This window comes from Pseudomonas sp. CBS, from assembly GCF_024734645.1.
Classification (GTDB): Bacteria; Pseudomonadota; Gammaproteobacteria; order Pseudomonadales; family Pseudomonadaceae; genus Aquipseudomonas.
Map to the genome: position 1 here is coordinate 1,083,326 of NZ_CP102929.1, position 22,444 is coordinate 1,105,769.

The 22,444-nt window shown below is 60.2% G+C and carries 28 protein-coding genes; 16 read left to right on the forward strand and 12 right to left on the reverse strand.

Going from position 1 to position 22,444, the window contains the following annotated elements; genetic code table 11:
- The first annotated feature begins 105 nt into the window (after positions 1-105).
- Both NVB75_RS04695 and NVB75_RS04700 read left to right on the forward strand, forming a co-directional pair.
- Positions 106-1,134, forward strand: coding sequence for a DNA topoisomerase IB (locus tag NVB75_RS04695; RefSeq protein ID WP_258346217.1), 1,029 nt, complete (start codon positions 106-108; stop codon positions 1,132-1,134).
- A gap of 77 nt (positions 1,135-1,211) precedes the next feature.
- Positions 1,212-1,916 (forward strand): YoaK family protein, encoded by a 705-nt coding sequence (locus NVB75_RS04700; protein WP_258346218.1) that lies wholly within the window; start codon positions 1,212-1,214, stop codon positions 1,914-1,916.
- A gap of 141 nt (positions 1,917-2,057) precedes the next feature.
- Here NVB75_RS04700 and NVB75_RS04705 read toward each other — a convergent pair whose 3' ends face one another.
- Complete coding sequence (locus NVB75_RS04705) at positions 2,058-2,411, reverse strand: hypothetical protein (RefSeq protein WP_258346219.1); 354 nt, start codon at positions 2,409-2,411, stop codon at positions 2,058-2,060.
- A 109-nt stretch (positions 2,412-2,520) separates the two neighbouring features.
- On the opposite strand from NVB75_RS04705, the gene NVB75_RS04710 reads away from it, so the two are divergent.
- Positions 2,521-2,781 (forward strand): hypothetical protein, encoded by a 261-nt coding sequence (locus NVB75_RS04710; protein ID WP_017480362.1) that lies wholly within the window; start codon positions 2,521-2,523, stop codon positions 2,779-2,781.
- 261 nt (positions 2,782-3,042) lie between these two features.
- Here NVB75_RS04710 and NVB75_RS04715 read toward each other — a convergent pair whose 3' ends face one another.
- From NVB75_RS04715 to NVB75_RS04725, 3 genes are all read right to left on the reverse strand, one after another.
- The gene (locus NVB75_RS04715) at positions 3,043-3,354 is read right to left on the reverse strand and encodes an AzlD domain-containing protein (protein WP_258346221.1); all 312 of its coding nucleotides are present in this window, start codon (positions 3,352-3,354) and stop codon (positions 3,043-3,045) included.
- On the reverse strand, positions 3,351-4,046 hold the full coding sequence (locus tag NVB75_RS04720; protein WP_003212602.1) for an AzlC family ABC transporter permease: 696 nt from the start codon (positions 4,044-4,046) through the stop codon (positions 3,351-3,353). The genes NVB75_RS04715 and NVB75_RS04720 overlap by 4 nt, the downstream gene beginning before the upstream one ends.
- A 72-nt stretch (positions 4,047-4,118) precedes the next feature.
- Entirely contained in the window at positions 4,119-4,334 is a 216-nt protein-coding gene (locus tag NVB75_RS04725; protein ID WP_003212603.1) for a hypothetical protein, read from the reverse strand.
- Between the two features lie 177 nt (positions 4,335-4,511).
- On the opposite strand from NVB75_RS04725, the gene NVB75_RS04730 reads away from it, so the two are divergent.
- From NVB75_RS04730 to NVB75_RS04750, 5 genes are all read left to right on the forward strand, one after another.
- Positions 4,512-4,868 (forward strand): metalloregulator ArsR/SmtB family transcription factor, encoded by a 357-nt coding sequence (locus NVB75_RS04730; RefSeq protein WP_258346225.1) that lies wholly within the window; start codon positions 4,512-4,514, stop codon positions 4,866-4,868.
- Positions 4,869-4,886: 18 nt separating this feature from the next.
- Positions 4,887-6,170, forward strand: coding sequence for an arsenic transporter (locus NVB75_RS04735; protein ID WP_017480358.1), 1,284 nt, complete (start codon positions 4,887-4,889; stop codon positions 6,168-6,170).
- A 13-nt stretch (positions 6,171-6,183) separates the two neighbouring features.
- Positions 6,184-6,654, forward strand: a complete 471-nt coding sequence (locus tag NVB75_RS04740) for an arsenate reductase ArsC (RefSeq protein ID WP_258346227.1) — start codon at positions 6,184-6,186, stop codon at positions 6,652-6,654.
- 80 nt (positions 6,655-6,734) lie between these two features.
- A complete protein-coding gene (locus NVB75_RS04745) occupies positions 6,735-7,526 on the forward strand; it encodes an AraC family transcriptional regulator (RefSeq protein ID WP_258346228.1) in 792 nt (263 codons plus the stop codon).
- 71 nt (positions 7,527-7,597) lie between these two features.
- On the forward strand, positions 7,598-8,308 hold the full coding sequence (locus tag NVB75_RS04750; protein WP_375378910.1) for a LysE family transporter: 711 nt from the start codon (positions 7,598-7,600) through the stop codon (positions 8,306-8,308).
- An 811-nt stretch (positions 8,309-9,119) separates the two neighbouring features.
- Here the strand turns inward: NVB75_RS04750 and NVB75_RS04755 are convergent.
- Positions 9,120-10,244, reverse strand: coding sequence for an IS481 family transposase (locus NVB75_RS04755; protein ID WP_258344060.1), 1,125 nt, complete (start codon positions 10,242-10,244; stop codon positions 9,120-9,122).
- Positions 10,245-10,758: 514 nt separating this feature from the next.
- Here NVB75_RS04755 and NVB75_RS04760 point away from each other — a divergent pair.
- From NVB75_RS04760 to NVB75_RS04785, 5 genes are all read left to right on the forward strand, one after another.
- Positions 10,759-11,052: a hypothetical protein gene (locus tag NVB75_RS04760; RefSeq protein WP_258346230.1), complete on the forward strand. Its 294-nt coding sequence runs from the start codon at positions 10,759-10,761 to the stop codon at positions 11,050-11,052.
- A 246-nt stretch (positions 11,053-11,298) separates the two neighbouring features.
- Positions 11,299-14,013: a magnesium-translocating P-type ATPase gene (gene mgtA, locus NVB75_RS04765; protein ID WP_258346231.1), complete on the forward strand. Its 2,715-nt coding sequence runs from the start codon at positions 11,299-11,301 to the stop codon at positions 14,011-14,013.
- A gap of 138 nt (positions 14,014-14,151) precedes the next feature.
- Entirely contained in the window at positions 14,152-14,355 is a 204-nt protein-coding gene (locus tag NVB75_RS04775) for a hypothetical protein (protein WP_258346232.1), read from the forward strand.
- A 31-nt stretch (positions 14,356-14,386) separates the two neighbouring features.
- On the forward strand, positions 14,387-14,734 hold the full coding sequence (locus tag NVB75_RS04780) for a DUF2493 domain-containing protein (RefSeq protein ID WP_010171459.1): 348 nt from the start codon (positions 14,387-14,389) through the stop codon (positions 14,732-14,734).
- Positions 14,735-14,878: 144 nt separating this feature from the next.
- Entirely contained in the window at positions 14,879-15,682 is an 804-nt protein-coding gene (locus tag NVB75_RS04785) for a hypothetical protein (protein WP_258346233.1), read from the forward strand.
- Positions 15,683-15,841: 159 nt separating this feature from the next.
- On the opposite strand, the gene NVB75_RS04790 is transcribed toward NVB75_RS04785, so the two are convergent.
- Positions 15,842-16,561: a tellurite resistance TerB family protein gene (locus tag NVB75_RS04790; protein ID WP_258346234.1), complete on the reverse strand. Its 720-nt coding sequence runs from the start codon at positions 16,559-16,561 to the stop codon at positions 15,842-15,844.
- Between the two features lie 124 nt (positions 16,562-16,685).
- Here NVB75_RS04790 and NVB75_RS04795 point away from each other — a divergent pair, with 124 nt between their 5' ends.
- A complete protein-coding gene (locus tag NVB75_RS04795) occupies positions 16,686-17,213 on the forward strand; it encodes a DinB family protein (RefSeq protein ID WP_258346235.1) in 528 nt (175 codons plus the stop codon).
- Position 17,214: 1 nt separating this feature from the next.
- Here NVB75_RS04795 and NVB75_RS04800 read toward each other — a convergent pair whose 3' ends face one another.
- Positions 17,215-17,670: a GFA family protein gene (locus NVB75_RS04800; RefSeq protein ID WP_167664944.1), complete on the reverse strand. Its 456-nt coding sequence runs from the start codon at positions 17,668-17,670 to the stop codon at positions 17,215-17,217.
- A 232-nt stretch (positions 17,671-17,902) separates the two neighbouring features.
- Here NVB75_RS04800 and NVB75_RS04805 point away from each other — a divergent pair, with 232 nt between their 5' ends.
- Positions 17,903-18,187, forward strand: a complete 285-nt coding sequence (locus NVB75_RS04805) for a hypothetical protein (protein ID WP_167664945.1) — start codon at positions 17,903-17,905, stop codon at positions 18,185-18,187.
- Between the two features lies 1 nt (position 18,188).
- Here NVB75_RS04805 and NVB75_RS04810 read toward each other — a convergent pair whose 3' ends face one another.
- Together NVB75_RS04810 and NVB75_RS04815 are read right to left on the reverse strand one after the other, a co-directional pair.
- On the reverse strand, positions 18,189-18,824 hold the full coding sequence (locus NVB75_RS04810; protein ID WP_258346239.1) for a LysE family translocator: 636 nt from the start codon (positions 18,822-18,824) through the stop codon (positions 18,189-18,191).
- 207 nt (positions 18,825-19,031) lie between these two features.
- Complete coding sequence (locus NVB75_RS04815) at positions 19,032-19,223, reverse strand: DUF2188 domain-containing protein (protein WP_258346241.1); 192 nt, start codon at positions 19,221-19,223, stop codon at positions 19,032-19,034.
- Positions 19,224-19,337: 114 nt separating this feature from the next.
- Here NVB75_RS04815 and NVB75_RS04820 point away from each other — a divergent pair, with 114 nt between their 5' ends.
- Positions 19,338-19,859 (forward strand): N-acetyltransferase, encoded by a 522-nt coding sequence (locus tag NVB75_RS04820; RefSeq protein ID WP_258346242.1) that lies wholly within the window; start codon positions 19,338-19,340, stop codon positions 19,857-19,859.
- Positions 19,860-19,920: 61 nt separating this feature from the next.
- On the opposite strand, the gene NVB75_RS04825 is transcribed toward NVB75_RS04820, so the two are convergent.
- The 3 genes from NVB75_RS04825 to NVB75_RS04835 form a co-directional block, all read right to left on the reverse strand.
- Positions 19,921-20,463: an alpha-helical pore-forming toxin family protein gene (locus tag NVB75_RS04825; protein WP_258346244.1), complete on the reverse strand. Its 543-nt coding sequence runs from the start codon at positions 20,461-20,463 to the stop codon at positions 19,921-19,923.
- A gap of 271 nt (positions 20,464-20,734) precedes the next feature.
- Entirely contained in the window at positions 20,735-21,139 is a 405-nt protein-coding gene (locus NVB75_RS04830) for a TonB family protein (protein ID WP_076013979.1), read from the reverse strand.
- Between the two features lie 121 nt (positions 21,140-21,260).
- Positions 21,261-22,442: an MFS transporter gene (locus NVB75_RS04835; protein ID WP_258346245.1), complete on the reverse strand. Its 1,182-nt coding sequence runs from the start codon at positions 22,440-22,442 to the stop codon at positions 21,261-21,263.
- Positions 22,443-22,444: the final 2 nt, after the last annotated feature.

Genomic DNA, 22,444 nt, shown 5'->3' on the forward strand with positions numbered 1-22,444 from the left:
ACGCAGCCTCGCTGGGGCTCGACAGCTGCTACGGGGGGGCAAACTTGTTGGCACGACCGCAAAACCCTGCGGTCAATCAGAAATACCTGCCAAGGAATTTGCGCCATGCCCGATCCTGCGTTGCTTGCCGACCTGCCCCGCGACCTGCATTACGTCGACGATACCCAGCCCGGGATCTCCCGGAAAAAGCTGCGGGGCAAGTTCCAGTACTTCAAGGCCGACGGCTCACGCATAACCGATGCCGACGAAATCAAGCGCATCAACGCCCTCGCGGTGCCGCCGGCCTATACCGATGTGTGGATCTGCGCCGACCCGCGCGGCCACCTGCAAGCGACCGGCCGTGATGCCCGGGGCCGCAAGCAGTACCGTTACCACCCGCGCTGGCGCGAAGTGCGTGACACCGACAAATATTCCCGTCTGCAACAGTTCGGCAGCGCGCTGCCCAAATTGCGCAAACAGTTGGAAGCGCAGATCGCGGCACCCGGGTTCAATCGGGAGAAGGTGCTGGCAACGGTGGTGATGCTGCTCGACGCCACCCTGATCCGCGTCGGCAACACTCAGTATGCTCGGGACAATCGTTCCTACGGCCTGACGACCCTGCGCACCCGACATGTGGACATCAAGGGCAGCGAGATCCTGTTCCAGTTTCGCGGCAAGAGCGGCATCGAGCACCAGATCACCGTCAAGGACCGGCGCCTGGCCACGGTGATCAAGCGTTGCCTGGAATTGCCGGGGCAGAACCTGTTCCAGTACCTGGACGAGAACGGCGAGCGCCATACGGTCAGTTCCACCGACGTGAATGCCTACCTGCACAGCCTCACCGGCGCGGATTTTACCGCCAAGGATTACCGCACCTGGGCCGGCACGGCCCTGGCGTTGGCGGTATTGCGCGAGCTTGAATGGCAGCCGGAATCCGACGCCAAGAAGCATGTGGTGGAGATGGTCAAGAACGTCGCCAAGCAACTGGGCAACACCCCGGCGGTGTGCCGCAAGTGCTATATCCACCCGGCTGTGCTGGAGCACTTCAGCCTGGGCGAGCTGGCAAAGCTGCCCAAGCCACGGGTACGCAAAGGCCTGAAAGCCGAGGAAGTGGGGTTGGCGATGTTCCTGGAGCAACTGGCCGAACGCCTGTGAGTGCCCCAAGTCATTGCAGCCGAACGCAAAGCGTCCTACGGTAGTGGCCGGATAATCTCACCGAGGAACCCGGCCCCATGCTGCCTTCATCCTTGAAGCCCTACACCAACGCCGCCTTATTGCATCGTCACAAATGGCGCGGGCGTGTCGGGCTGATGCTGGTGGCCAGCCTTTCCGTGCTGGCGGGCATGACCGACGCCATCGGCTTCATGGCCAGCGGGGATTTTGTCTCGTTCATGAGCGGCAACACCACGCGCCTCGCCGTGGCGATCAGTGAGGGCGACCTGGGCCTCACCGCGCGCCTGACGCTGCTGGTGGCGACGTTTATCGCCGGCAATGCATTGGGCGTGATGGTCAGCCGCATCAGCCGGCGCCATGCCCTGCCTTTGTTGCTATGCATTGCGACCCTGCTGTGCGGGGCCGCGGCCTGGCCGTTCGACGATCAACTGCCGTCATTGCTGGCGGCAATCATCGCCATGGGCATGCTGAATGCTGCCGTCGAAGAGGTGAACGGATTACCGGTGGGGCTTACTTATGTCACGGGGGCGCTGTCGCGATTTGGTCGCGGGCTGGGCCGCTGGATGCTGGGTGAACGCCGCAATGGCTGGCGCGTGCAACTGATCCCCTGGGCCGGGATGTTTGCCGGTGCGGTGATCGGTGCATTGCTGGAGCATCACATGGGGATTCGTGCGCTGTTGGTCAGCGGGTTGCTGTCGGCGCTGTTGGGGCTGGTGTCGCTGAAGATTCCCCGGCGCTGGCACCTGGGGTATATGCCACGCTAGAAACGAGTTGCCCGCCCGGCGCTCCGGCCTCGACGTCCATGTACCGGTAAAGAGCCGTCACGCCAGGCGAGCAGGAAAATACTAAAACAATGCCCGCGAAGCTGTCCGCAGGGCATTTCTGAACTTTTCTAACGCAACGGATTAGAGACAAGTCGCCAGTGCGGCGAGGCGACGCTTGGCCGGGTAGTCATCCTGGGCAGCGTAATAGTTCACGCTGGCACCCGCGCCGGCGCTGCGCACGTCGACAAAGTAATCACCTGCCGTGGTGTAGATGGTGAAGCCACCGGCCTGTGCAGGCTCCATAAAGCCACCGGCGTCGACGCCGAATACCGCTTCGTCCTGCCAGCCGAACTGGATGCATTGGGCAACCACCAGCGGGGCCTTGTCCGAGGCCAGGGTTTTATAGGGCGTACCGGTACGCGCCTGTTTCATCTTCGAGCCCGCGCAACCGGCCAGCGATGCCAGTACCAAAGCGCCAATTACCACCATCCGCATACCGAAGCTTCCTTGGAAAAAACGCGACTGTACCATTAGCAGGCGACACCGAAGGATTATTGCGTCACCCTGCCGCCTACTTACGAACCCGCTTTTACCCGGAACCCCCATGACACCCAACGCCGAGCGCTACAACCCCTCCACCGACTACGCCGACAAGCTGATCAGCCGCATCGGCCAAACGCCTTCGTGGATCGCCAAACGCATCGGCGTGACCGACAAGCGCATCCGCTACATCCTGGACGGCGAGCGCACCGTCAAGGGCGAAAGCACCCCGATCCAGATGACCTACACCGAGCAGTTCGCCCTGGAATGCCTGGCGGCCGAGGCCAAAGCCAACAAGAAACCCGCCAGCCCGGTTGCTGAGTAGCTGACAGATTCATGAACTTTGTTTCACTGTGAAGGGAGACCTTGCCGCCTATAGTCGGCAGGCTCATTTTTAAGAAGTCTCCCTTCCAGCCTGCCCTCCCGCAGGCTTTTTTTTTGCTTGGTTTTGCGCCCCCGTAGCAGCTGTCGAGCCCCAGCGAGGCTGCGTCAGGCGCGCCTCGGTTCAGCGCCTGGCTTGGTAATGGAGGTGCAGCCAACGCAGCCTCGCTGGGGCTCGACAGCTGCTACGGGGGGGGGTTGCGGGTTAGAGCAGCCAGCGGAACAGATAGAACAGCGCCATGCTCAGCAATACGGTGATCAGCACGCTGCGGGTCCAGAACATCAACGCCACAGCGCACACCCCGGCCAGCAGGTAAGGGTTGCCCAGGCTCAGGTTGAGCGTGTGGTCAGCCAGAAAAATGATCGGTCCACAGATGGCGGTGAGCATCCCCGGTACGGCAAACCCGAGAAACTCCCGCGCTCCGCGATTGAGGCGCACCGGCAGGCGCGGCTCGAGAAACAGGTAGCGGTTGAGAAACACGATCAGGCCCATGCCAAAAATCATCACGAAGATCATTGCTGCCCTACTCCCAACCGCTTGCAGGCAAACCCTGCGCTCATCCCCAGCACACCGGACACCACCACCGCCGACTCCCAATGCAGGTAGCTCAGCCATACCGAGCACAGCAACGACACGGCGACGCAGACGATGGTCGGCACGTCGCGTACCACCGGGGTGATCAGGGCGATAAACGTCGCGGCAATCGAGAATTCCAGACCCAGCTGATCCAGCCCGGGAATGCTTTTGCCGAGCACGATGCCGGCGAAGGTAAAGACGTTCCAGATGATATAGAACGTCAGGCCGACGCCCAGGGCGTACCAGCGGTTGAAGGTCTGGCGGTCATATTGGCTGACCAGGGCGAAGAATTCGTCGGTCAGCAAAAAGCCCAGGCTCATGCGCCACCGTGGTTTGAGCGGCGACAGCGTGGGACGCATGTGCATGCCGTAGAGCAAATGCTGAGAGGTCAGCAGCAAGGTAGTCAGCAGGATCGAAATCAGGCTGGCGCCGCTCTTGACCATACCGATGGCCACCAGTTGGGCGGCACCGGCAAACACAATGGTCGACAGCCCTTGGGCTTCCAGCGGCGTGAATTGGGCATCAATTGCGGTGGAACCGGCCAGCAATCCCCAGGGCGCACAGGCCAGGGACAATGGAATGATCGCAATCGCGCCACGGGAAAAGGCGTTCAGAGGCAGAGCGTTAGGCATACACAACAGGCTCATCGACAGTCAGTCGACAAGCATGCCAGCGGTATCAGGGATTGTCTTGAACGATCGTGCTCAAGCCAGTTTGACCGACACCCGCTCCACCGCGTCCCGGGCTTCGCGCAGTTCGTGGGCGTCCTGGTTGAGCCGGTGGATGGTATTGAGCAGACGCTGGCGCAGCACTTCATCGCTGAGCTTTTCGACGGCGCGCATCAGGTCAAAGGCCGCGGTTTCGTTATTGTCCGCGACGGAATCAAGGGTCTTGCGCAGGTTGCGAGTGGCACGGGTCACACGTTTTCTTCCTTCATCACCAATGGGCAGGGACTTTAGGACATTTGTGTTTCAGTTTAATTTCAACCACTTGTCGTCGATTGCCCGGCCGTTGACGCAGGTCAATCGAAACAGAATTTGACCGACATATATGGAAATACGTATATTCGTATTTTCATATGTATAAGGCCGCTGACCATGTCAGATCTCTTCTCCCCACCCAACGTCTTCAAATGCCTGGCCGACGCCACCCGCGCTCGGATGACGTTGTTGATCCTGCGTGAAGGCGAACTTTGTGTGTGCGAGTTGATCCATGCTCTGGACGACAGTCAGCCGAAAATATCCCGCCACCTGGCGCAACTGCGCAGTTGCGGGTTATTGCTGGACCGTCGCCAGGGCCAGTGGATTTATTACCGCCTCAATCCTGTATTACCTGAGTGGGTGACGGCGGTGCTCGACGTCACCCTGCAAGCCAACCAAGCCTGGTTAAACACAGACGCCCAGCGTCTGGACACCATGGGCGACCGACCACAACGGGCCAGCGCCTGCTGCTGATCCTGCGGAGAGCTTTTCATGCTTGTTGCCGTTGCTATCTTTCTGTTCACCATCATCCTGGTCATCTGGCAGCCCAAGGGCCTGGGCGTGGGCTGGAGCGCCACGATGGGCGCAATCCTGGCCCTGGCGTGTGGGGTTATCAGCCTGGCGGATATTCCGGTGGTGTGGCACATCATCTGGAACGCCACCGGGACGTTCGTCGCGCTGATCGTCATCAGCCTGTTGCTGGATGAGGCGGGCTTTTTTGCCTGGGCCGCCTTGCATGTGGCGCGCTGGGGCCGTGGACGCGGCCGGCGGTTGTTCGCGTATATGGTGCTGCTGGGCGCGCTGGTGTCGGCGTTGTTCGCCAACGACGGCGCGGCGCTGATCCTCACGCCCATCGTGATGTCGATGCTGTTGGCGTTGCGCTTCTCTCCGGCGGCGACCCTGGCGTTCGTCATGGGCGCCGGGTTTATCGCCGACACCGCGAGCCTGCCACTGGTGGTCTCCAACCTGGTGAACATCGTATCGGCCGACTACTTCAAGATCGGCTTCAACGAATACGCCGCCGTGATGGTTCCGGTGAACCTGGTGAGCGTCGCCGCGACCCTCGCGGTATTGATGTGGTTTTTCCGCCGCGATATTCCGCAAACCTACGACCCGGCCGACCTCGACGACCCTGCCAGCGCGATCCACGACCGTGCAACGTTTCTCGCCGGCTGGTGGGTACTGGGCATTCTGCTGGTGGGCTGTTTTGCCCTGGAACCGCTGGGCATTCCCATCAGTGCGATTTCCGCCGCCTGCGCCACCTTGCTGCTGGTGATCGCCGCCAAGGGCCACAAGATTTCCACGCGCAAGGTGCTGAAGGAAGCGCCCTGGCAGATCGTGATCTTCTCCCTGGGCATGTACCTGGTGGTCTACGGCCTGCGCAACGCCGGGCTGACCAACTACCTCGCGACCTGGCTCGACACCTTCGCCGGTTACGGCGTGTGGGGCGCGGCATTGGGCACCGGTGTACTCACTGCCCTGTTGTCTTCGGCAATGAACAACCTGCCGACCGTGCTGATCGGTGCGCTTTCCATCGAAGCCAGCCACGCGGTAGGCGTGGTCAAGGACGCGATGATCTACGCCAACGTGATCGGCAGCGACCTCGGCCCGAAAATCACCCCCATCGGTAGCCTGGCGACCTTGCTCTGGCTGCACATCCTGGCGCGCAAAGGCATCAGCATCACCTGGGGTTACTACTTCAAGGTCGGGATCGTGCTGACCTTGCCGGTGCTGTTGATCACCCTCGCCGCCCTCGCCCTGCGCCTGAGTTTCTGACGGAGTCCGCTTGATGAAAGTTCTGTTCATGTGCACCGCCAACAGCTGCCGCAGCATTCTCTCGGAAGCCTTGTTCAACCATCTGGCGCCGCAAGGTTTCCAGGCCATCAGCTCCGGGAGTTTTCCCAAGGGCCAGGTGCTGCCCCGCAGCCTGACCACCCTGAAGGCCGCAGGCATCAGCACCGAAGGTTTGTACAGCAAGGGCAACGACGCCTTTGAAGGCAGCCCGCCGGACGTCGTCATCACCGTGTGCGACAAGGCCGCCGGAGAAGCCTGCCCGGTGTATTTCGGCCCGGCCATCAAGGCACATTGGGGGTTGGAGGACCCATCGGATGTTCAAGGCGATGAAGCCCAGGTCGACGCCGCGTTCCGCGCCACGCTGGAAATCATTGAACGGCGCTGCCGGGCTTTTTTCGAGATTCCGTTCGCCAGCCTGAGTCCCGTTGAACTCAAGGCCGAGCTTGATCGCATCGCCGCGCTATAACCGCAGAGCCTGTCGACGAGTCGATCTGAAGCCCTTCTCCGGCGTATGCTCGCGGGTAACCGTCCCCGCGAGCACCCTCAATGAGTTCCATGCAGCACGCCTGGCTGGGCAACTACGAAGTCAGCAGCACCGCCTGCACCGGCCTGACATTTGCCCGCCACAGCCATGATGAATGCGTGATCGGCGTCAACCTGCTCGGCGAGGAACAGGTGTGGCTGGACCGCCGCACCTTCGAGGCCGGCCCCGGCAGTATCACCTTGTACAACCCGGGGCAGATTCAGGGCGGCGGCGCGGCCGAGGGGCAGCCGTGGCGGTTTGTCAGCCTGTATGCGGCTGCCGATCAATTGGCGGCTGACCTGGGTCTGGCACACCTGGAATTCGACCGTTCGCTGTGCTTCCAGCCGGAACTGGCGATGAAACTGGCCGGTGCGATTGAGGGTTCGTTGAGTGCCGATCCGCTGACCAGAGCGCTAAGTGAGGACGCCTTGGTGGTGCTGCTGGGTGAGGTGGTCAATTGCAGTGGCGTGCGGTTGCCCGGCAGCACGGCGGTGGGTCGCGGGGTGGTGATCAAGGCCCAGGAATTGCTGGCTGAAAACCTGCATCAGGCCGTGGCCCTCGATACCCTGGGTGATGAGTTGGGCCTGTCGAAATTCCATCTGCTGCGGGCCTTTCAGAAAGAAACCGGGCTGAGTCCGCGCCAGTGGGCGATGCAACTGCGCACCCGGCGCGCCAAGGGGCTGTTGCGCTCAGGCGTTGCTGCGTCGCAGGTGGCTCACGCCCTGGGATTTGCTGACCAGAGCCATCTGAACCGGCATTTTCGTGCGGCCTACGGCATTACGCCGGGGCGCTATCAAAGCGTGCTCAAGGGCTGAAACGCGCAATCTGGTTCAAGACGACTTACGCGCCCTTCCCTAAAATGCCGGCATTCACTGTAGGAGCCAGCTTGCTTGCGAAAGTCGTTAACGATGACGCGGGCAGCCTGGTGCTCTGCGGTGTCTGTGATTTCTTCGCGAGCAAGCTCGCTCCTACATGGGTGTTGCGCATGTTGACGATCTTTTTTTCGGCGCTGGTGTTTGGGTTTGTGTTTTGCCTGTCTCCGGGGGCGGTGCTGGCGGAAACCCTGCGCCGTGGGTTGTTGCAAGGGTTTACGCCTGCGTTGTTGGTGCAGGTTGGCTCGCTGGTGGGCGATGCGGTGTGGGCGGTGATCGGGCTGACGGGCATGGCGTTGTTGGTCCAGCATGAGTCGGTGCGGGTGCCGCTGACGGCGGTGTGTGGGTTGTATCTGGCGTGGCTCGGGGTGCGTAGCTTGATGGATGCCTGGCGGCTGCCGGAATCCGACAGTGCGCCGGCCAGGTCCGGGCAGAATGCGCTGATGGTGGGAGCCGCGATTTCTCTGGCCAATCCGAAGAACATTGTCTATTGGGGGGCCTTGGGCAGCGCGCTGTCGGGGATAGTCGGGGCGACGCCGAGCCATGGGCAGACGCTGATGTTTTTTGCGGGGTTCATGGTGGCTTCGGTGCTTTCGTGCTTTTTGATTGCGGCGTTGGTCAACCTGTTGCGCCAGAATGCGTCGCCTATGTGGCAGAGAGTTAGCTATGGCGCTTGCGGTGTGGTGCTGCTGTATCTGGCGGTTCTGGCTTTGCGGGCGATTTGAGGGGGATTGAGTACATATCCGTTATTTAGGTAACGGCCGCCTATGGTTCCGCTCTTACAGCGGCTCACTTTGGAAAAGCCCCAAAGTAAGCAAAGGGCTCTGCCCCGCCTGTCGGCACCTCGCCTAGGCTCGGTGTTCCCTCACTCCGGCATTGCTCCGCGGGCCGCCGCGACGGGCCATCCATGGCCCGGCGCGGCTAAACCGGCGTCCTGCCGGTTTACCCGCTCCGCAATACCTGCGTTCGGCCTCGGGCTTATTGGGGCAGTCAGATCAAAATCAAAAGCAAGAGCACAGCGGCCTACCGGCCGGCTTGAGTGTTAAAAGCAAAAGCAAAGACCAGAGCGAAAACAGATCTGCTTTTCTGTGGGAGCGGGCTTGCTCGCGAAAAACCTGAGAGCGCCGCGTTCATCCAGAATGCCCGCGTCATCGTTAACGACCTTCGCGAGCAAGCCCGCTCCCACATTTTTTGGACCGTGCCCGCTTTAGCTTTTGATTTTGCTCTTCAACACTCAAGCCGGCCGGGAGGCCGCTGTGCTCTTGCTTTTGATCTTGATTTTGATCTTAGGCGCCCCGTTAAACCACGCTGGCCGAACGCAGGCTTTGGAGCGTGGGTAACCTGGCAGGACGCCAGGTTAGCCGTCCTGGGCCAGGGATGGCCCATGACGGCGGCCCACGGTCCAAAGCCGGAGTGAGGGCACACCGAGCCCAGGCGAGGTGCCGAGTGGTGGGGCAAGAGCGTTTTGCTTACTTTTGCGCTCTTTGTACGGACCGGACACATGGTGGACACATGTGCGGGGACATGGTTGACACATTATGGACCATAGTCTGGCTTGCTCACGTCGATTGTTCGTAGGAAGTGATGGCAAAAGTAGACGTCAAAAAGCCCATCACTTTCAGGATTAGGACGTATGGCAAGGTGATGCCCAGCCAGCCCCTTAGCTATGCTGAAATAGCGTTTCTGAAAGCGGAATCGGCTGTTATAAGCCTTGGCCAATACGTCGTCCGGTCCGTATTCAAACTCCGATAACTGCTGCGGATAAGCCCATGGGCTGGCTCGATACCGGTCCATCGGCACCTTGTAGCCCAACGCTTGATGAGGCCGTTGCAAGTTATAAATCTCACGCCATTGATCAAACGCTGTTTGAGCTTCCTTGATCGTGGAAAACTGACGCCCATTAAGCACTTCGGCCTTGAGTGACCGATGGAAACGCTCAATCTTTCCATTGGTTTGGGGGTGGTAAGGACGGCTGAAGCTGATCCGAATTCCTAAGCGAATCAACCAGATACTCAGCTCGGTGATTTCGCCAGGGTTGCGCGGCGAGCCCCAGGGCGGGCCGTTATCGACGTTGATGCGAGCCGGTAATCCGAAGCGCTGGAACACTTCAATCATTTTCTCTTTCACCGTGGTCCCACGCTCGTTATCACAAGCCTGAATCGCCAGGTTGAATCGCGAGTGGTCGTCCAGCAGGGTCAGGGGATGGCATCGGCCTTGTTGCGTCGGGAAATGCCCTTTGAAGTCCATCTGCCAAAGATCGTTAGGCGCATCGTGTTCAAATCTCAACTTTGCCGCTTGTTCCTTCTGAGCAGGCTGAATCAGCCCGTGTCGGTGCAGAACATTAGTAACGGTGCTGGGAGCGATTTGTTTTTTCAAAATGCTGCTGATCGTGCGCCCACCCCAGGCTGGATGGTCTTGCCTGAGCGCTATGACCGCCGTCTCTAGAGCGGTGTTGGTCAGCTTGGGGCTGGTGAGAGGTTTGCGGGACTTCTCTTGCAGCCCCGACCGGCCTTGCGTCTCGTAGCGATCGAGCCACTTGTACGCCGTTTGGGGGCTGATACCGAATCGTCGACACAGTTCTCGTTTATTACTGCCGGGTTGCCGCGCCAAGGCGACAAACTCTTCTTTCAGGCTCATGGCATCTCTCGTGTCCCAGGGCATGATGGTTTTCCGGCGAAGTTAGCTCGCCGAAAAGTGTCCACCATGTCCCCGCACACCCGTCAACCATGTGTCCGGTCCGTACACGCTCTTCAAAAGTGAGCCGCTGTAAGAGCGGAACCCATATCAGCCATCACCTAAATAACGGATATGTACATCCCTCTATCCATCAGACAAAAATCTTTATCAACAAATACACTTACAACACCAACTTCCCACCCACCATCTATCTGAACAAACTCTGAACCAGTAACAAATTAAGTCATTAACCGTTGACATCCGGCAACTGCCTGAGTAAATTCCCCGTGCCTGCAACTCAGGGCCATTTTTCAACCTCACAAAAGAAGCCAATGGACACAGTATCTAGTCGCTGTCCGATCACCGTGAATGCGGCAAATCGGGCGCCAAACCCAGAAAAAATGACGGGACTCGCCTTTCCGGCCGAGTAAGCTGCGCTAGAGCCTGACGCTCCAACGTAACTGCCTCACCGGATGCCAGTCCGGTCCCGAGGTGTGTTATGACCTTTCAACTGATTGTTTTGCCTGACCTGCGTACGCTGGCTGCGGCCCTGCGTGCCAAATTGTGCCGCGAGCCCGTAGGCTTTTCCCCTACCCGCAGCGCCTTTGCTACCTCTTCCCCCCGCGTGTGCCCCGCTCCCCGGGCGCACTGGCATATCTGCCCTACCACCGGCCACCTGGTCCAGCAATGGGACCACGCCGACCCTCAAGACCCACAGAGACGGGACGTTTCCAGCCTGGTCGCGCAAGCGAGCCTGATGCTGAGCCTCTACGTGGACGCTCGCGCGGCGTAAGCCGGCTGGAAACAGCAACTTCCTGATGATCCGTTAATTGTTTAGCTGGAGTTCTCTATGGACGAAGCCAGTAGTAGCCCGCTGCGCGCTAGTTAACTAACGCGCTGTTAGCGGGCCTGTAGAAAGTTACCCAACACTTTATTTAAACCGATCGCGCAGTCAGCGACTCGGCATGCTTTCGCTCGCCTGTCATCAGGTAAGTACCGGGTATGTTTTGTCGAAAAATTGGCGACAGGAGTACACACAATGAGCGCAGTAAAAAACCCGAAACTGCACAAGAAAAACGGCACAGACACCGACACCAAACTGTCGATGCGTGCTGCCCGCGAAGCCCAGAACGGCCTCTCGGCAACCCTCGCCAATGTCCGGGCAACCAAGGATGGCCTGACCGAACTGGATGCCTCTGCTCGCCTGCAACGTGAAGGCTACAACGAGGTGGCCCACGACAAGCCGCCTCACGCCATCGTGCAATTCCTCCAGGCCCTGAACAACCCGTTCATCTATGTGCTGCTGACCCTCGGCGCCATCAGCTTCGTCACTGACTATTGGCTGCCGTTGCAGGAAGGTGAAGAAGCCGACCTGACCAAAGTCATCATTATCATGACCATGGTCATGCTCAGCAGCCTGCTGCGGTTCTGGCAGGAACACCGTTCGGCCAAGTCCGCCGAGGCCTTGAAGGCCATGGTGCGCACCACCGCCACCGTGTTGCGCCGCGAGCAGGTAGGCTCCAAGCCGACCCTGCGGGAAGTGCCGATGCGCGACCTGGTGGCTGGCGACATCGTGCAACTGTCTGCCGGCGACATGATCCCGGCCGACATCCGCCTGATCGAGTCCCGCGACCTGTTCATCAGCCAGGCCGTGCTCACCGGCGAAGCCTTGCCGGTGGAGAAGTACGACACCCTCGGGGACGTCACGCAAAAATCCGCCACTTCCACGGCGGCCGACCAGGGCAACCTGCTGGACCTGCCGAACATCTGCTTCATGGGCACCAACGTGGTCAGTGGCCGGGCGCAAGCCGTGGTGGTTGCCACCGGCCCGCGCACCTACTTTGGCTCCCTGGCCAAGGCGATTGTCGGCTCCCGGGTGCAAACCGCGTTTGACCGTGGAGTGAACAGCGTCAGCTGGCTGTTGATCCGCTTCATGCTGGTGATGACGCCGATCGTGTTCTTCCTCAACGGTTTCTCCAAAGGTGACTGGAGCGATGCCTTGCTGTTCGCCCTGGCGGTCGCAGTAGGCCTGACCCCGGAAATGCTGCCGATGATCGTCAGCGCCAACCTGGCCAAGGGCGCAACCGCCATGGCCAAGCGCAAGGTGGTGGTCAAGCGCCTCAACGCAATCCAGAACTTCGGTTCGATGGACGTGCTGTGCACCGACAAGACCGGAACCCTGACCCAGGACAAGATCATCCTCGAGCACCACGTCAACGCCTTCGGCAACCGTGATGATTCGGTGCTGACCCTGGCCTGGCTCAACAGCCATCACCAAAGCGGCATGAAGAACCTGATGGATCAGGCGGTCGTCCAGTTCTCGGAGCAGAACCCGAAGTTCCAGATACCGTTCGCCTACAGCAAGGTGGATGAACTGCCGTTCGACTTTATCCGCCGTCGCCTGTCGATTGTGGTCAAGGACGCGCAAAACGATCACCTGTTGGTGTGCAAGGGCGCGGTCGAGGAGATGCTGAGCATTTCCACCCACGTGATGGAAGGTGACGTTGCCGTCGAGCTGGATGATCGTCGTCGCAACGAGTTGCTGGCGATTGCCCAGGACTACAACGAGGACGGCTTCCGGGTGCTGGTGCTGGCCACCCGCAATATTCCCAAGGCCGTCGCACGCAAGCAGTACACCACAACCGATGAACGCAACCTGGTGATCCGTGGCTTCCTGACCTTCCTCGATCCGCCAAAGGAAACCGCGGGCCCGGCGATTGCTGCCCTGCGCGAAATTGGCGTGGCGGTCAAAGTGCTCACCGGCGACAACGCCATCGTCACCAGCAAGATCTGCCGTCAGGTCGGTCTGGAGCCTGGCGTACCGTTGCTGGGTGTGGAAATCGAAGCGATGGACGACGCTACCCTCAAGCTGCGGGTTGAGGAACGCACCGTCTTCGCCAAGCTGACGCCACTGCAGAAATCGCGAGTACTGAAGACCTTGCAGTCCAACGGCCACACCGTGGGTTTCCTCGGCGACGGCATCAACGATGCACCGGCCCTGCGGGATGCCGACGTGGGTATCTCGGTGGACAGCGCGACGGACATTGCCAAGGAATCCGCCGACATCATCCTGCTGGAAAAGAGCCTGATGGTGCTGGAAGAAGGCGTGCTGAAAGGCCGCGAGACCTTCGGCAATATCATGAAGTACCTGAACATGACCGCCAGCTCCAACTTCGGCAACGTGTTCTCGGTGCTGGTGGCCAGTGCGTTCATCCCGTTCCTGCCAATGCTGTCGATTCACCTGCTGCTGCAAAACCTGATGTACGACATCTCCCAGCTGGCCTTGCCGTGGGACAAGATGGACAAGGAATACCTGGCCAAGCCACGCAAGTGGGACGCGAAAAACATTGGCCGCTTCATGATCTGGATCGGGCCGACCTCGTCGATCTTCGACATGACCACCTTTGCCCTGATGTGGTACGTGTTCTCGGCCAACAGCGTGGAAATGCAGACCCTGTTCCAGTCCGGCTGGTTCATCGAGGGGCTGCTCTCGCAAACCTTGGTGGTGCATATGCTGCGCACCCGCAAGATCCCGTTCTTCCAGAGCAACGCCGCATGGCCGGTGATGATGATGACCTGCATCGTGATCGCGCTGGGCATCTACGTACCGTTCTCGCCGCTGGGCGCGATGGTGGGCCTGGAGCCGCTGCCGCTGGCGTACTTCCCATGGCTGGTGGGCACTCTGGTCGCCTACTGCTGCGTGGCTCAACTGATGAAAACCCTCTACATCCGCCGCTTCAAGCAGTGGTACTGAGCGGCTCTCTGTAGGGGCGAGCTTGCTCGCGAAGGTCGTTAGCGATAACGCGGGTTCCCTGGCTAAACGCAGTGCTCTCGGTTTTTTCGCGAGCAAGCTCGCTCCTGCAGTAACCGCAGCCTTTGATGGAGAGAGGCGATGAAAACACTCATGAGCTACCTCGACAACGCCGCACGCGCCGTATTGGTATTCGCCCTCGCCCAGGCCGCCAAGGCGGTGATGGTGCTGGGCGTGCGGCTCTACGCGCGCAACGTGCTCAGTGCCGTGGAAATGCGCTTCATGCTGGGTTTCTCCAGCAGCTTGAACAGCACATGCATCCGCTTGCTGCGCCCGCGTCGATAAATGGCAATACGCAATACAAGGAAACATCACCATGCGCGTCTTGATCTGTGCAGGTCGTCATTACGCCGATACAAAAATGTCCCGCCAGGTGCTGGATGCCTATCACCGCCTGCGCCCGGTGCAGGTGTTGATCCACGGCGGCAGTCAGTTCCTGGGCAGCGACGTGGAGGACTGGGCCCGGGAAACGGGGGTGGATGTGGTGCGTTACCCACCCAACTGGCAACGCCATGGCAAGCAAGCCGAGCGTCACCGCAACCAGTTCATGCTCACGGACAGCCGCCCCGACGTGATCATCGCGCTGCCCGGCGGCGACGACACCTCGGAACTGGTGAGCCAGGCCAAGGCCTGTGGCATCCATGTGCTGACCGTAGACAGCTGAATCAACCCTTATTGGAGCATCCGGACATGAACGAAGAACCCAGTTGTAGCCGCATCTCGTTGCACACCTTTTTCCATTTGAATCACGGCGCGTCCCTGCCAAGTCCGGTCGGGACACGCCACCGGCTGTTGATCGAGGTTCACCATGTACAAGAAGCACACCCCTGACGGTTTCGCCAAATACCGCAACCGCAGCACCCACGTAACCTTTCATCCCCTGTCCGCCTCCAAGCGTCGGGCGGTGCGGCGCAACCTGATTTTCGTCGGTGTGACGGCGGGCATCGTGCTGGTGCTCAGCCTGATGTCGAATGCCAATGCGGCCGGCGGCTCCTACGTGGTCGATGATGGCGCGATCAATGCCCCGGGCGAATGCAATGTCGACGCCTGGTTCACCGCCAATCGACACGACGGCTCCACCCACAGCGAAACCCTTTCGCCCGCTTGCACCGCCGCTGCCATTCCCTGGTTGCAATGGACCGCCGCCGTGTCACGGGCCAACCATGAAGGCGATGGGGAAACCCAGGTGAACCCGCAGCTCAAGGCCCAGCTGTGGACCCGGGAAGACCTGGGCCTGGAACTGGCCGCGTCTGCCGGCGTGCATTACGCATTGAACCGTCAGCATTCGTTTGATGGCGCGGACTTGAACGTACCCTTCACCTGGCAGCCCATGGAAGCCCTGCGGCTGAACTTCAACGCGGGTTGGAGCCATGCCTACAACGACGGCGACCAGACTCATCGGCCGGCCTGGGGCACCGGGTTTGAATACAGCGTGATGGACTCGCTGACGCTGATCGCCGAACGTTACGGCCAGCAAGGTGGCGACCAGGCGTGGCAGGCGGGGCCAAGGCTACACATCGGCAAGAATGTGGATGTGGACCTGGTGGTAGGGCGCAGTTTGATCGGGGATCAACATCAGTGGCTCACGACGGGGGCCACGTTGCGGTTCTAATCCGCAGACGATGATCAACATGTGGCGAGGGAGCTTGCTCCCGCTGGAGTGCGAAGCGCTCCCAAAGATGCCGGGGCCGCTACGCAGCCCAGCGGGAGCAAGCTCCCTCGCCACAGCAAGCTCCCTCGCCACAGGCTTGGTATGACCGTAAATAGCGATTTAAACCTGTCCTTTGGCCTGCTGCTCCAGGTGCACCTGCAACTCTGGATCAATCTTCAACTGCCCCGCCAGCTCATCCAGATAACTGCGCTCCGCGTCCTGCTGGTCATCCACCAGCAGCACACTGACCAGGTACACCTCGGCCGCCACCGCCGGGTCCCCGGCAAACTCGGCAAAATCCGCCGCATTCAGCGGCTTGGCCACCTCGGCATCCAGCCACGCCTGCAATTGGGGATCATCGGTGTGCTTGCCGATCTCGGCCGAGATCATTTGCTGCTCGCGCTCATCAATCTCGCCATCTGCCTTGGCCGCCGCGATCAATGCGCGCAGCACGGCGTGGCTGTGCTCTTCGACTTGCGCCCCAGACAATTGATCAACCGTTTGCAACGCCGCCTGCGGCGCCGACGCCTGTTGCCGCTGCCACGCCTGATACGCCTGGAACGCCATCATGCCCAGGGACGCCAGCGCCGCGTAGTTGGTGCCGCCGGTGCGCGCTTGGGGCGCGGTGCGGGTTCCGCCGAGCATGCCGCCCAGTCCACCGAGCAAACCACCGAGGCCGCCACCGCCTGAAGCCGAAGCACCACGGCCGCCCAGCAAACCGCCAAGCAGCCCGCCCAAGCCACCCAGCCCGCCCTGAGACGCCGGTGCAGAGCCGCCCTGTTGGCTCGTAGAGCCTTGGCCCGCGCGCAGCAATTGTTCCAGTAGATCGCCGGTATTCATGGTGTCACCCTCCCAGGGCGCAGAGTTCCAGATCAACAACAATAGACCGGCTGCGCCAGAACACCATGACCGCCCGACAGGCGCGCTTTATGATGGTGCCACCCGCCTATCGAGGAAGCCCCACGTGACCCGTACCGAGCAGATTGCCTTGATGGCGACCTACAACCAGTGGATGAACCGCAAGGTGTACGAGGCGGCCGGCGGCCTGAGCGACGCGGATCTGATAGCCGACCGTGGTGCATTCTTCGGCTCGATCCTTGGCACGCTGAACCACCTCGCCCTGGGTGACCGCGTCTGGCTCAAGCGTTTCGCCGAGCATCCGGCAGGCTTTGCCGCGCTGACGCCATTAAGCGCCTTGGCATTGCCGCCACGCCTGGATCAACTGGCCTTCGCCAATATCCGTGAACTGTCGGCCCATCGCGCCTGGCTCGACCAGATCATCATCGACTGGACGCAATCCATCAGCGAGCCGGAGCTGGACCAGCCACTGGCCTACCGCAACATGGCAGGTACGGCCATGCACAAGAATTTTCATGCGTTACTCGTGCACTTCTTCAATCACCAGACCCACCACCGGGGCCAGGTGACCACGCTGCTGACCCAGGCCGGGCGCGACGTGGGCGACACCGACCTGCTGGCGCTGATGGACTAGTTCAACCGGCGCTGTATTCGGCGTACGCCTGAATCAGCGCGGGAAAATCCTCCCGCTCCGGGAGCTGCGCAAAGCTGTGCTGCGCCGGCGTGGACGCCCACGGCAGCTTTTCACTGGTCCAGGTTTCAATGAATGGCACATAGCCGCTGACATCATCAAACATGGTGGGCCGCAGGTTGATCAGGTCCTCGACGCCATTCGGGCGGGAGAACATCCAACTCATGCAGTGCGGGCAGCAGTAATGGCGGTCTACGCCATGCAACCCGCCGATCACCGGGTTGCCCTGGGTGATGGTAAATCCGCTGGCGGGGATCAGCGCGCTCAAGGAGAACGCGCTGGACGACATCTTCTGGCAACCGGTGCAATGACACGCCATGGTGATCAGTGGTTTTTCGGTCACGATAAACCGCACCCGATCACAACGGCAGCCGCCTTCCTGGGACTCTTGATGACTCATCTTCCACTCCATTCACATTGTGTGTGTGCCTGGAGAGTAAACGAGCGAGTGCGTCACGAACAGCAGCAGGCGTTATGGGTGTCGACTGCCGCGAAATCCCCTCAAACGAACGCATGGGGCCGCGAACTGTCATAAAGGACAGAGCGGTGAAGTAAGCCAACGGCTGGCCGCCCTGCCCGCGCGCATCAACAGCTTGCCGATGCGACGCATCCCCCCAGAAGGAGACGCTTAAATGGTCATTCACTTCAAAGTCGCCGGCCACCTTGCCTGCGGTCATCACGGCAATAACCTCCCTTCCAGCACCGAACTGAAGCGAGTCAAATGCCGTACCTGCCGTAACACCGAAGCCTTCAAGGAAGCCCGCCGCACCCAACGCAACGCCGCCCGACGTGCTGCACGCAGATCTAAAGCGGAACATGTCGCCGGTGACTGGCGCAGCGCCTGGACACAGCGCCTGACTGACCTCCCAGGCCGTCAGCGCCTGCCACGCGGGTTCAGCGGCCAGCCATTCGTCTAGCTCAAGCAGCCGGGGCACGACGATAGGCGGCCAACAGCACGCCCATTGTCATCAACAACCCACCCGCCCCACGGTTGAAGTGCTGCAAGTGTGCGGGCCGCAGGCGACTGAGCAGGCGTGCCCCACACACCGCATAGAACATCATGATGCTGACATTCAGCACACACAGCGCCAGCAGCAGGCACGCGTACTGCGGCAGTTGCGCTTGGGTGCTGTCGACGAATTGCGGCAGGAACGCCGACATGAACAACAACGCCTTGGGATTGGAAATCGCCACGAGGAAACTGCGGGTGAAAATACTCGCTGTGCGGGTGCCGTTGTCTTTACCTTCGCCCACGGTGGGCAACGCGGCTTGGGGTGCGCGCAGCATCTGCCAGCCGATCCAGATGAGGTACGCCGAACCGATCCATTTCAGTGCCTGAAACAACCCTTCGCTGGCCGCCAGCAACAGCCCCAGGCCGCAAGCCACCGCCGTTACCAGCAACGCGTCCGCCAACACCGCTCCGGCCATGCCCCAGAACGCCGCCCGCAAACCGTGGCGCGAACCGTTTTGCAGGGCCAGCAAAACCGTCGGGCCAGGAATCGCGATAATCGCGGCGCTCATCATGACGAACAGAAATAAGGTTGCCAGGGACATGACCGGTTCCTAGGGGCTAATCAGCTTCGAATCATCGCACCCTATCCTCTATGTGGCGAGGGGGCTTGCTCCCGTTGGGCTGCGCAGCGGCCCCAAAATCCTGGGAGCGCTTCGCACTCCAGCGGGAGCAAGCTCCCTCGCCACCGTTTATGTATTGCTCAAGGGAGACCCAATAAAAAGCCCCGGACTGACCGAGGCTTTTGAGGTTCAAGCATCATTGGCCACCGGCCTCGACCTCGCCTTGTACCCCGGCAGCGCAGCGACGTAGGCCAGTGCCTGCTCACGGGAGCCGAAGGATGCCAGGCGGTCGGCCTTGGTACAGACCCGCCACGGGCCACTGTTGACCTGCACGATGTCATAGCCATTGAGATGCAGTTTGTTCAGCATGGGCGTGCTCATAGTCACCTCTCTCTCCAGAGATAATCCGGTGTTCGCCCGGTCTACCATACACCCGGGTAAAGCGGTGTAACCTACCGGGCGTCGCACAGGCGTGCGCTTTATGGAGCAGGGAAGATGATCAATATCAAACAGGCGACGGTCAGCGATATTGCGGTGCTGCGTGACATTGGCATCGAGACCTACACCGAGCACTTCTCGGCCATCTGGAGCCCGGCGGGGATGCAGGATTTCCTGGACAAGGACTTCTCTCCCGAATCGCTGCAAGACACCCTTGAGCGTCCCGCCGCGCATTGCTGGTTACTCGCCCGGGATGAGCAGGCACGCGCCGTTGGGTTCGCCAAAATCAACTGGAACCGGGCGATCCCAGGCAGCGAGGAAACGGGCGCAGAGCTGCAAAAAATCTACTTCCTGAAGTCCGAGGCCGGCAAAGGCCACGGGCAGCAGTTGTTGGACCATGTGCACCAGCTTGCACGCACCCACCAGCAACCGCTGCTGTGGCTCGAAGTACTCAACACCAACGAAAGCGCACAACGGTTTTATCAGCGCTGCGGCTTTGAACGCCTGGCAGAAATCCCATTCAGCACCGACATCACTGCGATCCCGATGGTGGTCATGTCCCACCGTTTGGGCCGGTAAAAAGCACAGTAACGGTAGACACCTTGCCCAGCCTTTCTGCGCCAATACGGCTGATGGGCTTTTACTTCACCTTGCTGCTGAGGTTGTCGACACTGCGCTTGAGGTCTTCAAGGCTGCGCTTCTGATCACTGACGGTGCTTTTGAGGCTGGACAGTTCGCTGGAGCTAGAATTTGAGCTGGAACTTGAATTGCGCTTCAGGTCTTCAATCTCGCTCTTGAGTTTGTCGATGGTGTTTTTCTGATCGGATACGGTGCGCTTGAGCTCCGACAGTTGGCCGTCACTGGAGCTGGAACTTGAGCCGGTGTTTTTCTTCAGGTCTTCAAGGGCGCGTGCCTGGCCGTCCAGCTTGCTTTCCAGGCTTTGGATTTCGCTGTCATTGCGCTTGAGCAAGTCGCGCATGTCCTGAATGTCACCTACCGAAATGTCCGACGGGTGCAGGAAATATTCGCCACCTGCGCCCGAACTGCTCGCGGTGAGTTTGTTACCGACCGACGCACCGAATTCCCCCCACCGCGCCGGACTCGCCGCCTGAACTGACGGGGCCATTGCACCGATCAACAACGACGCGATAACAGCGAACGAAGCTTTACCCATGATAGACATCAATTGATTCCTTTCTGACCTGCCGAGATGGCACATCGCTATGACTGCGTTTTTGAATACTTGTTCCCGTGAGGCGTTGGACGCCGTATACGAAAAAGCCCCGGCAAACGCCGGGGCTCGGAAATGTCCAACTGGCGGTGCGATGCGCTGTTCTTTCACACACCTTTCACACCCAGGCGCCTATGGTCATCTCAGCTCCTGGTGAAAACCTTTAAGCCCGCGTTCCCCATCGCGGGCTTTTCTTTGCCTGTTATTTGTCCACCGATTTTCGCTAAATTCGCTGCGGCGGTGAGCCGGTGCAAGCGCCCTGCTCGATGCAGAATACAAAGGGCGCCACCACTTCGATTTCGCCTTTACGCAGCATGGAGGGCGGCGGCGCAGGCACTGGCGACGCCGCCGGAATCAACGCCTCCACAGCCCCGACGAAAAGATCCGAGCCTGTATGGCTGACAATTTTGTGGCGTATCAGGTTGCCTTTGGCGTCGACGACAAAGGCCACTCTGACCATGCCGGTCAGCCTTTGCAGGCGAGCCTCTTCGGGATAGGACTTGAAGTGGTTGAGGTGAGTGAGCAACTGATATTCCCATAAGCGCTTCTCTACCATTTGCTCCTGGTGGTTGGGGCCGCTCGTGCAGGCGCAAAGCAGTAAGACAAGTGCGATCCAGCTGTATTTCATAAACGCAGTTCCGTTGACGTTCTGGTGTGCGAAGTGAGGCTAATCATCCGACGCTATGCTGCGTCTCAAAAGGCCGATTACTTTAACGCGCTGCGGTCTTTATAGCGCCCGAAATTTCAGGCTACGACAAAACGGGAGCTGCCCGAGCGCGCAGCCCTGCTGCAATCATCAGGACAATAGCCGGAACAATCACCACGCCGGCCGACAGCATCGCCCCCTTGAAACCGGCCACATCCAACGCGCTCCCTCCGATAATCACACCCAGCCCGATTGCACTGTTCAGCACGGCGGTATGGAGAGCAGTCGCCGGTACCATGTGATCTCCGGCGATCCTCAAGACCCACGTCTGCAGGCCGGTAAACAAAGCGGAAATGGCCACGCCCCAGATCACCAGTAACGTCACCACGGGTGCGAGCCCCAGCAGCGGACCGTAGATACCCAAGGTCACCAACGCCAATGCCATCGCAACCAGCGCCAGCAAAATGAACGCCTTCAAGTAGCGATCAATAAACAGCGCGCTCAGCAGGTTGCCCAGAAAACCTGCGGCGCCGAAAGCAAACAGCAATACAGCAATCAAATACGAAGTAATGCCGGGTACCTGGCCTATAAACGGTTCGACAAAGGTGTAGGCGCCAAAATGCGCGGCCGCCGTCAGGCCGGTGATGACGTAGGTGATCATCAGGTCCTTGCGCCGCAGCACCACCGCAAAGCCCAGACCTTTGGCCAGTGAGGGAATATGCAGGGAAGGCAGCACCAGGGCCATCGCACCGGCGCTGGCGAGACACATCACGGCCAGGCACATAAAGGCCGTGCGCCAACCATCGTATTGGCCCACCAGATTAATCAGCGGTACGCCCATGACCGTGGCGATCGTGATGCCGCCCAGCACAATCGAGGTGGCCAGCCCCACGCGGTACGACGGCACAATATGCGCGGCGGTGGCTGCCACGATGGCCCAGAACACGCCATGGGCCAATGCGCCGACGGCGCGGGCACCGAGCAGAGAGGAAAACTCAGGGGAAAACGCTGCCAGGCCGTTTGATAAGGCCAGTATCAACATCAACGCAATCAGCAGCGCCTTGCGGGGAACCCGGCGGTTCAACCAGTTGGATAGCAAGCCGCTGGCCGCCCCGATCCAGGCGTATAGCGTTACGGTCAGCCCGACGGTAGAGGGGGCTTGATCCAGGTCGGCAGATATTTGCGACAGCAAACCAATGGGGGCGAACTCGGAAGTCACCATGGTAAACGAGGCGATGCACAGCACACTGACTGCGCACCATACCCGCAAGGCTGAATTGATCACCG